The organism is Nocardia sp. NPDC058658, assembly GCF_042716665.1.
Lineage (GTDB): Bacteria > Actinomycetota > Actinomycetes > Mycobacteriales > Mycobacteriaceae > Nocardia.
The window spans coordinates 21,532-32,091 of the sequence record NZ_JBHXRR010000039.1; the positions used below are offsets into that span (position 1 = coordinate 21,532).

The following is a 10,560-nucleotide window of genomic DNA, read 5'->3' on the forward strand; positions in this document are numbered from 1 at the left end:
CGGGGTAACGCCGAGATGTGTGACGGCCTGTGATCGGCTTCACCGCACGCGCGAACGACCGTACAGATTGGGTGATGTCACGGCGGGTCCGCGGCGTGTCGGTGTGTATCGTGCGGCTCATGCGAGTCGACGGTCGGGAGATCCCGGTCACGGGGAAACTCCTGCAACCGCTGATCCGGCGCACCAGTGACATCGTCCGGGTAGTGCTGGCGGGGTTGGGTGTTGCCGTGGTGATCGCGGGCTCGCTGATCACCCGACCGGAGTGGCTGGCGCTGGAACGCTCGGTCGCCAATATCGTCGATTTCCTCAGCCCGGACCAGTCGACCCTGGTCTATCTCATCTACGGATTCCTCATCCTGGCCCTGCCGTTCGCCATCTTCATCGAACTCGTGCTGCGCAGGCAGTGGAAGCTGCTGTTCGGGTACGGGGCGGCGGGCCTGCTCGCGGTGCTCGCCCTGTCGATCACCGGCGCGGGCATCTCCACGCCGAAATGGCACCTGCCGGTCCCGGACCGCTTCGACACCTTCCTGTCGCAATTCCTCGACGACCCACGCTGGATCGCGATGCTCGCGGCCATGCTCACCGTGTCGAGTCCGTGGCTGCCGACGCAGACGCGGCGCTGGATGTGGTTCCTGCTGCTGATGTTCGCGCCGATCCACCTGGCGGTGAGTTCGGTGGTGCCCGCGCGGGCGATGCTGGGCCTTGTGGTCGGCTGGCTCGTCGGTGCGGTGATCGTCTGGCTGGTCGGCACGCCCGCCCTCGAGGTGCCGCTCGACGCCGCGGTCCGGGTGCTCGCCCAGCGCGGCTACACCGTGAAAGCCTTCCGGGTCGATCGGCCCGCCGGGCGTGGGCCGCTGCTGCTGGCCACCGAGGTCGACGGACCCGAAGACGAGATCGTCGTCGAGATGTACGGCAAGAACCAGCGCAGTTTCGGCGCGATCCGGCAGGTGTGGCGCTGGATCACGTTCCGCTCCAGCGAGACCGCGCCGCTGCACGGATCGATGCACCGGGCGGTGGAACATCGGGCGCTGCTCGGCATCGCGATCGGTGATCTCGGGATGGCCGACAGTCATCAGGTGGCGGTTGCGGGCCTGAGTCGCGGCTGGATGTTGTACGCGCACACCATGCCTCGCGGTACGCCGATCGCCACGTTGTCGGCGCAGGTGCTGCCCGGGGTGTGGCGCTCGCTGCTGCGGCTGCACGAGAACCAGATCAGCCTGGGCGATCTGCAACCTGACTTCGTGCGAGTCAGCCAGGGCGACACCCTGTTCGGCGGTTTCGCCGCCGCCGAATTCGGTGCCGCGCAAGCACAACGTCAAACCGACATCGCCCAGCTGCTGGTGACCACGACCTCGCTCTACGGCAAACACGAGGCCGTCTCGGCGGCGATCGAGGTGCTCGGCGAGGACGAGGTCGCCTACGCGGCCCGGCGTCTGACGAAATCGGCCATGTCGATCGGCATGCGAAAGTCGTTGCCGCAGTGGACCAAGGTGATGTCCACCGCCCGTGAGGAAGTGCGAAGGCAGACCGGTCACGACCGTATCCAGTCCGAGCAGATCACCCGTTTCTCCCGCAACCAGATCATCCAGCTCGTCCTGCTGGTGGCGCTGGTCTATGTGGCGTATCCGTTCATCAGCCAGGTCCCGACGTTCTTCAGCCAGCTGCGCACGATCAACTGGTGGTGGGCGCTGGCAGGGCTCGCGGTCTCGGGACTCACCTACGTCGGTGCCGCCGCCGCGCTCGGCGCCTGCGCGGACGGGCTGATCAAGATCCGCTACCTGGTGGTGGAGCAGCTGGCCAACACCTTCGTGGCTACGACCACCCCCGCCGGGGTCGGCGGACTGGCACTGAGCGTGCGGTTCCTGCAGAAGGCGGGCATGTCGACGCTGCGGGCCACGGCCGCGGTGGCGATGCAGCAGTCGATGCAGGTGCTCACCCACCTGGTGCTGCTCGTGGTGTTCAGCGTGGTGGCCGGCACCTCGACCAACCTCGCGCACATCGTGCCGGATGCGACCGTGCTGTACCTGATCGCCGGTGTCGGCGTCGGGTTGATCGGCGCGTTCATGTTCGTGCCGACGCTGCGTCGCTGGGTGAATCACTCTGTGCGCCCGCAACTCAAAGAGGTATTGGGTGAGCTGGCTGACCTTGCCAAGGATCCGAAGCGGTTCCTGATCATCGTCGGCGGTTGTGGTGCGATCACTCTCGGGCAGGCGCTGGCGCTGTGGACAGCGGTCGAAGCGTTCGGTGGCGGAACGGATTTCGTGGCCGTCACCATCGTCACCATGATCGGCGGCACGCTGGCCTCGGCCGCGCCGACACCCGGTGGCGTCGGCGCGGTCGAAGCGGCGCTGATCGGTGGTCTCGCGGCCTTCGGCGTTCCGGCCGAGATCGCCGTTCCCGCGGTCTTGCTCTACCGCGTGCTGACCTGTTGGATCCCGGTCGGCCTCGGCTGGCCGGTCATGCGCTGGCTGGACAAGAAGGACATGATCTGAACCGGCGGTCCGAACCTATAGAACTATAGTTCTAAAGGTCTGTAGTTCTATAGATGCGCATACCCTGCTCGCGTGCTACAGCGGAGCTGGCTTCAGCCCCGCCCTGCGGGCGCGGGGAGGTGTGCTCTTGGTCGATCTCGAGACTCTGTACGCCGCAGGGTGAGCGCGTGCAATGTCGGCGGCCAGCTATGTCACGACCGACCAGGACTTCAAGACATGCTCGACGTCGTTGCGGCTCGTCGTCGCCGCGAAGTACGATCTCGTCCAACCAGGGGTGGCTCCGTACCGGAGCCGATCATCGAAATCGGGGCGGGCATGCTGAAGGTCGATATCGACAATCTCAATCAATTGGCGACAACGGTGAGCAACGCCGCAATCGATATCGATGGCCTCGAAGTCAGAACAATGGGGGACGCGATCGGGGCCGCGCTGCCCGGATGTGAGGTCGGAGCCTCCTGCGCGCAAGCTGGTGAGTTTGTCGAAGGCGCGTGGCTGCGTGCCGCCCAGCGTTTGGAGAAGCTTTCAGGGTTGGTCCGCGAGTGCACAAGCGCGGTGCAGCTCACCGACGAGGAGTTCAAGAAGCGGCTCGACACCATGGACTTCGCCGCTCGAGGTGAACGCTGATGCCGACACTCTCGCAGGTCAAATTGTGGAATCCGGCGAAGCTGTCCGAATGGGCGGGCGTGTTGGAGGCCAACGTCGTCACCTACGAGGCGCGACTCAGCTCGATGACCAGTCACTTCACTGGTGCCGAATGGGCGGGGAAGGCGAAGGACGCGGCGGGGGACCGATTCGCTGAGGAGAGCACCCAGGGCCGGTTCCTGTCCACCGAGATCAGAGATATCGTAACCGCCTTACGTGCCGCTGATACGCGACTGTCGGACGAGTGCCGCCTTCTCCTCGGCCACGTAACCAACGCCGAACAAGACACCGAGTCACCGATCCGATTGCAGGTGAACGACAGGTGGGTTGTCTCGGCGAATGGCGCCGTCGCCGATGACGCCGCGAAGGCAAAAGTCGTGGAGCGGATCGACCACCATCAAGGGCTCATCAACGCCGCCTACCGCGCTACGATGAACGCTGCGAGCGAGGCATCTACTGCGATCAGCACTGCGGCACAAGAGGTTCGGGTTCGCGGTGATCAGCTCGGGAGCGGAATCGACGCAACTGACGATGACTTCAGCGGGGCCGGGCTGCTCGGCGGGGAAGATGGCAAGCGGGTACGCGAGGCCGGCGACAAATACGGCAAGATCGACCCCGCCGTCCTCGACGAAGTAGCGAGCCGTCTACCGGTGGGAGTTCTCACCGATGCCCAGTTGGCTGATATCGCCGCCGGCCGTGAGGTTTCGACTCTTCCGGCGTCGGTACAGGACTACTACCGCGAGTTCTACAAAGCAGCTGGATCAGACGGCGTCCTCGCCTTGAGTGAACGGTTGAAAGAGCAAGAACTGGCAGGAAATACCGCCGCTGCCGGGCGTCGCGATTCGCTCGCGAACGGACTGATGGTTCTGTCGAACGAGAAGATCGGCACCGGAGTCAACAAAGACGGAACCCTCCAATCTGCGGGAAGCTACCAGAACTTGCCCCAGGAGATCCGCGACGTGATCTCCACCCGAGTGTCCGCCCCCGACGGGGACGGCAACGCGCTGACCTATCCCAAGGTCAGCGACTGGAACGAGGCGGTATTCCTCTCCGACTCCGCCAAGCTCAGCGACCTCCTCGGCGAAGCGAACCCGGGATACACGCCGGGTACCGAGTTCTCCCGCGAAATGATCCGACAGGCAGCAACACTCGGCCAACTCGACCCCGACAATCCCGCACTGGAAACGACTATGCGTGACTACGTCGACGTCGGCAGCCGCAACCACACCGCGATGACCCAACTGCTCACCGGCGAAACCGAACCGGGTGAAGTGCCCTTGGACAAGGACTACGACCCGAACAAGGTCATGATGCCGTTGCTTCAATACGACTGGACCGACAACAAGCCCGGCGAATCCGCACCGGACATGTTCAGCTGGATCGGTACCGAGGCGATCCCGGTGGCAGCCACCGACAGCAATCCTGGTGTCACGGTGGAGGAATCCCAGCTTGCGGGGCGTGCCGCGCGCGGGCTCACCGAACTGATGACCGGCGGCGAGGACGGCAACTTCGAGGCGCTGATGAACATCGCCGACAAGGACAATCAGTCACTCGGCCAGGTCAATCCGGGCCTTACCCAGCAGATCACCACGTCCATGCTCCCTTACCTCGATTCCATCGCGGTCGCGCCTGATAGTCCTACCCCAGCCTTCGGGCTGGGTGGTGAGGGTGAGCGGGATCTGAAGGCCATCAGGCTCTCGACTTTGTTCAACACGGATCCTGAGTCATCCGGGATCTGGAATGCTGCGATTGTCGACAAGACGAACGAATACGCGGCCCAATACGGCAATCTCAGCGACGAGCCGTCGAACTCCCGGGGCCAGCTTGCTGATGCGGCAAGTCGTCTGCTGTCCTATCAGGATCAAGGAATTCTCGGCGAGGCCTACGACCGGGGACTCGATGACACCGAGGCGAAAGAGGAGTTGGCGGATAAGCAGAAGCTCGGCCTTGGTATAGGTACGACGATTTTGAAGGATACTGTCGGAATAGCTTCGCCTGGGGCTGGAATCGGAATCGATATCGTTTCTAAGATGATCGATGCGGGGATAAAGCCAGAGGATGGTGAATATCCAGAGTCCTACTACAAGGCAGGTTCTGATACTCAAAACGCCCAGTTCTACTACTCGATGCTCCAGGGGTTATCGGCATCGGATCCGAACTTCTTCGACTCACCGCCCGCCAAGTCTGTCCCGATTCCTTCGGAATGGGTTCAGAATGGGCGTCTCGTAGACTTTCAGGCCATTGTCGGAGAGCCGGGTAGCGAGGACAGTGTGCAGCTGACCAACAAATTCAGGTCGGCCGCAGAGAGTTGGCTTATAGGCGCTGACGCAAATCCTTCCGAATTCGTTGACGCTTATACTAGACGTAATATCGGCCTCGATGACTACACGAGCAGTGCTGCCGATTATAAGAATCGAGTGTTGAAGGGATGACTACTAGTCCTGTCCGGCTTTGGCGTGCAGCGTGTGGTGCCGTGGCCGCATTTGTCTTCACCAGCACTACGGGCTGCGGGCCCGGTTCGCCAGAACAAGTTCCGCAAGCTCCGCCTGTGCCGTTCAACATTTCGTTCCGCTGGAGCGCGGAACCTGGCGTTGATTTGGAATCTCCTGGTCTCCGGTCGATCAGGGCGGGAATTGAGAGTAATACCGTAGCTGAATTTCTTTCGCTGGACTATGTATATCCAGGATTTCCGGACCCCACCGCTACCCTTGAGAGTATTGCAGGATATAACGCCTTTCGAGAGCATCCGCTAACTGAAGGCGTTGGTACGGCATATTTGCATGTAATTCCGTATGCGCTTCCGCATCGCGACGGTCGGAATCATTATTTTGTCTGCAAAGATATGACTGGCACCTCCCGAAAGGTAAACAATTCGTACCCCTACCCGGATCCAACGAAATACAATGAAACCCAGGAGATGTTCCAAACAAGTGTTCCCTCTAATCCGCTGCCAAGAATTCCGCAGCGGCGCGAGGATGAACCTGCGATGATTCCCGACATGTCTTTGCAAGTTGCCGAGATTCCGGGGCGGAAGCCTCGTCCGACATCGAATGTCTTTGCGGCCTCGACTTCTCTGATCGACTGGATGGATAACACCCGTGCTGCGCCGGATGAATGTGGTGCCTGGTTTGACTCCAGGTGGGGTGGTCACACAATGCCGATACCGCAACGTGCGGTGACCGAGCCGCCTCGGGTTGAACCGTTCTTCCCTGGTTGGGCAGGTTGACGGCGAAAGCGTCCATCGCTATTGCCGGTATTGAGTAGGGTATTCAGCGACCGTTGATTGTTGCGGTCGCTGATGCTTCGAGGGCCGTGGCGGCATTCATTATGTTGTCGCAGGGCTTTTCATCGGTGTAGCCCGCGAGGGTGGAGTTGGTGAGATCTAGCGCGAATTCAGGAAATGCGATCACGATCCCGCACTGACTCAAGGGTCGGTATTTGATCGCGGCACGGCCTCCGATCAATTCTTCGGTGTATTTTCCTGCATAGCGTTGACGGAATTCGTCAATGGTGATATTTGTCGCTGCGATGCTTAATGATCGAATTGGCATTTGTGTGCCGAGTGTCCCGACCGGCTCCTTGTTCTCAAAGGTGCAGCCAATAAAGGCATACCATTCGTGAACGCCATCGGTCCGCCTACGTGTATCCGCATCGTAGCCAGCCCGTGCGATTGTAGGGTCATCGAATTCGGTACACGGATCGAACTTGACACTGCTGCGGGTGCCGCTGTTGACCTGGGACGTCGGTGGTGCTGCAGGAACCGCGATCTGCTTGGTCGCGCTAGGTGTCACCGAAAGCGTAGGTTCAGCTGTCCCGCTGGTGCTGCTGCAACCAGTGAGTAGGACGAGCGCGACAGCGGCTGCAGTCATGTGCGGGTGTAGGCGAATCACGGGTTGCTGCTTCCATTTTCGAGGGCGGCGCCTGCTCTGGCGATCATGACTCGGTTTGCTTCGTCGGCTTCCTCGATAAGCCCACCGGCGCGCAGATACGCCGCTTTGAGCCCCAATGCCGTCGCGATAGCCTGTTCGATTACATCTGCGCCACCGATGGCTTTCGACGAGAACCCTTTCTGGAGTGCCCGTCCAGAGTCGAAGCCACCGAAACCGTCTTGGGAAGCTACCTGCTCCAGGCCTTTTTTGATCGGTGCCAACTTGGCAACCATCTCGTCGTACATTCGAGCAGCCTGCTCCGCCGCCCCGCGCTCATACCGGATCGTCCCGGCCCGAGCCCCCTCGTTGAAGGCTGCAACGTCCACCTGTCCGAAGACATTCTCGAGTTCCGCCATGTCCCACCCCACTCGTCGGCCGCTTGACCTGCACTCTATCAGCGGCCCACCCTTGGGCCCCGTGCTAATCTGCTGCCCGGGACCAGTCACACATTCCGGGGGGAAACCACCATGACGCCACGTCCGACTCTGCCGACAAGTCTGCTCGGGATTCCCGAAGCCGTGCAGAAGGCTGGGAGCGCGCAGGCGCGGGCGTCTACCGCGGATGGCAAGTTGCAGGCGGCGGGGCAGGGTACGGATCCGAACTACGTCACCTCTCCTGACCGGTTTCAGAGCATGAGCTTCGACCAGTTGTATAAGGCTGTGCACGGTGAGGGTGGGCTCGATCCGTCCGGTTTGCAGGGGCAGGCTGGTGTGTGGCGGCAGAGTTCCTCGGATGTGCTCAATCTGTCGGTATTCAATCTGATGGGAATGACTCGGCTGTTCAACGAGGGCCAATGGCAGGGCGCGACGGCCGATGCGGGTCAGGCGGCCACCGAGGGGTTTGTCAAGGCGCTCAACGAGATCGGGCAGGTGTTCGGGTCGGTGGCCGCTCGCGTCGAGGCGGTTGGGTATGCGGCGGAAGCGGTTAAGTTGGCCGTGCAGCCAGCGCCCGTCGCGTCGGGAACATTCGACCCGGACAACCCCTCGCAGCAGATCCTGCCAGGTCTCAGCAATCCGGCTACCGTCGAGCAGAATCGTGAATCGCTCGCGGCAGCGCGCGATTCGGTGATCCAGGCGTTGGATACGACTTACACGCCGGTGTTCCCGCCGTCGGGTACCGGCGTGCCCGCATATGTCGATATGCCGGTGATCGGTGGTGGTGATCCCGGTGGCGCGAATCCCGGCGCGGGTGGATCGAACGGTCAGAACGGTGGTCCTGGTGCAGACCAGGGGTCTCCCGCGAGTATCGAATCGGCGGCGACCACACCCGCTCCCACCGAGACCGAGGATTCGTCGCAGAGCAGTGACCAATCGTCGGGTGACGACTCGAACAGTGGGCAGGACTCGGGGGATGCCGCGACGGATCCGTCATCGACCGCACCTGCCGGAACGGACCCGGCAGCTACTCAGGCGGGAAGCCCCAGCCCTGGCAGTGGTGGGCCCGGGTCCGGTTCGCCGGGCAGCGGTGGACCTGGATCGGGTTCGCCGGGGAGCGGTGGTCCGGGCTCTGGTTCGCCCGGCGGAGGTGGGTCCGCTGGCGGCCCTGGCGCCGTTCTCGGCCGTGCCGTTCCGGGTGTTGGCACACCAACGGCGGGGCCGGGTATCGCCGCCGCTGCGGGATCCGGGGCAGGTGCGGGCGGGCGCAACGGCATGATGCCTGGGATGGGCGGCGCAGGTGGGGCCGGTCGCGGTGGCAATCGCGAGGAATCCGAAGAGCATTATGCGCCCGAATACCTGCGCGGTGTTCATCCTGATTGGACCGAGGGAATTCTCACCTATGAAGGAGTTATCGGCGGTGAGGTCGAGCTGATGTCCGGGGTGCAGTCGTCGGCACCCGCAGTGCCGAATCGAGACTCTCCGACGACGGCTGCCACTGCGCCAGCGGCGGAAGCGGTACGCCAACAACCAGTTTCGGCGCCGATGCCGGTGAGCACTCCGCACGATTCCGCTCGTGAGTCAGGCGCGGCCATGCCTCCCGTATCGAGTCCTCGACAGGGTCGGACAGAATCCCCGACGCCCGTTGATTCGATGACCACACCTGCTGCGGCGCCTACTCCCACAGAGCAGCCTGTCGCTGACCAGTTCTTCGAACACTCAGGGGCGGGGCCGATGCTGGCCGACGAACCCGCGCCTGCGGAGACGCCCGCCGAGGAGCAGTTCTTCGAGCACTCCGGTGTCGGTCCGATGCTGGCCGACGACGAACCACCGACGGCGCCGCGTCAGTGACCGTGCTCGAGTCGTGGACACTCGGTCCCGACGAGTTCGCGTGGTTGTGGGCCGACGCGGGACTCGACCGATATCCGGATCCGATCGCCGTCATCGAAACTGCCCGGAACGCCGACGAATACCACCAGTTGACAAGGGGTTTCACGGCTCGCTTTCCCCGTGATGCTCGCGAGGATCCACGCCCCGTGCTGCGGGCTATTGCCGAGGCGGACATTCGTATCACCGTAAGCGGTCGGATACACGGCACACCCGACTGCATTCGGGCTATCGCCGCTGCGACTCCTCGGCACAACGTGATCGCAACCCAAACATCTTCCGCCGATCCAGATTTCGGTGCCGAGGTTCGGTTGGCTTCGGTTCCTCGTGCGCACCTGCTGCGCTACTTCTCGCTGACGCTGCCCAAGGCCGCTGCTGGACGAGCCGGACAGATGGTCGGTTACACGCAGCGTGTTCGCGGCGAATCGCCGACATCGTGGCATGTCTCCGCAGACGGGCAGTCGCAGGTGGAGGAGCGGATGCGGGCGTTCCTGCGCCTGCCTCGATCTGCCGAGGGCGCGTTCCGCATCGATCATCCACGGTCCGCGGAGCCGACCTACATCAGCTGGGTCGACATTGCTCCCGGTCAACGTGCGGCGGGACGGTATCTGATCTCTGTCAACGAAACCGGCACGGACACAGTGATTTTGCCCGCTGATGCCGACACGGTCGCGTCCGAACTGCGGAGCCGGATCCAGCCCGGGTAATCGCTGCGTGTCACTGGCCCATATGCCCCATCGGCCCCGAGATCGGGCCAGGTCAGGGTATCTTCGGGGCGTGCATACGAACCCCACGGATGTCGATGCGAATCCTGCCGTGCAGGTGGGTAATTGGGTGCGGACGAAGACCGGGACGCGGGCGCACTACGTTCGCGAAGTGGTGGCCGACGGGACCTACCGGACGCTGTGCGGGAAGATCCGCGGCGTCAAGGACCGGGTCTATGACCTGAAGTCTGTTGTCACCATTGATGATCCGACCGACATGGAGTGTCAGTACTGCTTCGGTCGGTGCGGCAAGGAAGGTATCCGGCTGTTGCGGTCATGAGGACCTGCGGGCTGTATTGAACCGATTCGAGCACCCAAGGGTGCCGGTGTCGTTACCATCCCTGCCCGGCTCCCCGCACCGAACCCCGATTTGCGTTCTCGGCCAACACTTCTGGCCGCGCGTCGCATGGACGCGTGGCTGGTTGGACCGTGGCGAAGGTGTGCACTCCCGGCCGTCACGGTGCGTACGTGC

General features: G+C 62.8%; 9 protein-coding genes. 7 read left to right on the forward strand and 2 right to left on the reverse strand.

Going from position 1 to position 10,560, the window contains the following annotated elements; translation table 11 throughout:
* Window positions 1-119: 119 nt before the first annotated feature.
* The 4 genes from ACFWUP_RS30570 (at window position 120) to ACFWUP_RS30585 (ending at window position 6,360) form a co-directional block, all read left to right on the forward strand.
* Window positions 120-2,492, forward strand: coding sequence for a YbhN family protein (locus tag ACFWUP_RS30570; RefSeq protein WP_379239451.1), 2,373 nt, complete (start codon window positions 120-122; stop codon window positions 2,490-2,492).
* 315 nt (window positions 2,493-2,807) lie between these two features.
* Window positions 2,808-3,116, forward strand: a complete 309-nt coding sequence (locus tag ACFWUP_RS30575; RefSeq protein WP_379239452.1) for a hypothetical protein — start codon at window positions 2,808-2,810, stop codon at window positions 3,114-3,116.
* A complete protein-coding gene (locus tag ACFWUP_RS30580; protein ID WP_379239453.1) occupies window positions 3,116-5,566 on the forward strand; it encodes a hypothetical protein in 2,451 nt (816 codons plus the stop codon). The genes ACFWUP_RS30575 and ACFWUP_RS30580 overlap by 1 nt, the downstream gene beginning before the upstream one ends.
* Window positions 5,567-5,682: 116 nt before the next feature.
* Window positions 5,683-6,360 (forward strand): hypothetical protein, encoded by a 678-nt coding sequence (locus ACFWUP_RS30585; RefSeq protein WP_379239454.1) that lies wholly within the window; start codon window positions 5,683-5,685, stop codon window positions 6,358-6,360.
* A gap of 43 nt (window positions 6,361-6,403) precedes the next feature.
* Here the strand turns inward: ACFWUP_RS30585 and ACFWUP_RS30590 are convergent, their stop codons facing one another.
* Together ACFWUP_RS30590 and ACFWUP_RS30595 are read right to left on the reverse strand one after the other, a co-directional pair.
* Entirely contained in the window at window positions 6,404-7,003 is a 600-nt protein-coding gene (locus ACFWUP_RS30590; protein ID WP_379239460.1) for a DUF3558 family protein, read from the reverse strand.
* 17 nt (window positions 7,004-7,020) lie between these two features.
* Window positions 7,021-7,419: a hypothetical protein gene (locus ACFWUP_RS30595; RefSeq protein WP_379239455.1), complete on the reverse strand. Its 399-nt coding sequence runs from the start codon at window positions 7,417-7,419 to the stop codon at window positions 7,021-7,023.
* Window positions 7,420-7,530: 111 nt separating this feature from the next.
* Here ACFWUP_RS30595 and ACFWUP_RS30600 point away from each other — a divergent pair, with 111 nt between their 5' ends.
* The 3 genes from ACFWUP_RS30600 to ACFWUP_RS30610 all read left to right on the forward strand — a co-directional run bounded on the left by ACFWUP_RS30600 (window position 7,531) and on the right by ACFWUP_RS30610 (window position 10,368).
* Window positions 7,531-9,288, forward strand: coding sequence for a hypothetical protein (locus tag ACFWUP_RS30600; protein WP_379239456.1), 1,758 nt, complete (start codon window positions 7,531-7,533; stop codon window positions 9,286-9,288).
* A complete protein-coding gene (locus ACFWUP_RS30605) occupies window positions 9,285-10,031 on the forward strand; it encodes an ESX secretion-associated protein EspG (protein WP_379239457.1) in 747 nt (248 codons plus the stop codon). The genes ACFWUP_RS30600 and ACFWUP_RS30605 overlap by 4 nt, the downstream gene beginning before the upstream one ends.
* A 70-nt stretch (window positions 10,032-10,101) precedes the next feature.
* A complete protein-coding gene (locus ACFWUP_RS30610) occupies window positions 10,102-10,368 on the forward strand; it encodes a hypothetical protein (RefSeq protein ID WP_379239458.1) in 267 nt (88 codons plus the stop codon).
* The last annotated feature ends 192 nt before the right edge of the window (window positions 10,369-10,560 follow it).

Excerpts from the sequence above, each read along its gene's own strand:
- ACFWUP_RS30590 (WP_379239460.1), bottom strand. The coding sequence starts at position 7,003 with ATGACTGCAGCCGCTGTCGCGCTCGTCCTACTCACTGGTTGCAGCAGC.
- ACFWUP_RS30580 (WP_379239453.1), top strand. The coding sequence starts at position 3,116 with ATGCCGACACTCTCGCAGGTCAAATTGTGGAATCCGGCGAAGCTGTCC.
- ACFWUP_RS30595 (WP_379239455.1), bottom strand. The coding sequence starts at position 7,419 with ATGGCGGAACTCGAGAATGTCTTCGGACAGGTGGACGTTGCAGCCTTC.
- ACFWUP_RS30575 (WP_379239452.1), top strand. The coding sequence starts at position 2,808 with ATGCTGAAGGTCGATATCGACAATCTCAATCAATTGGCGACAACGGTG.
- ACFWUP_RS30570 (WP_379239451.1), top strand. The coding sequence starts at position 120 with ATGCGAGTCGACGGTCGGGAGATCCCGGTCACGGGGAAACTCCTGCAA.
- ACFWUP_RS30600 (WP_379239456.1), top strand. The coding sequence starts at position 7,531 with ATGACGCCACGTCCGACTCTGCCGACAAGTCTGCTCGGGATTCCCGAA.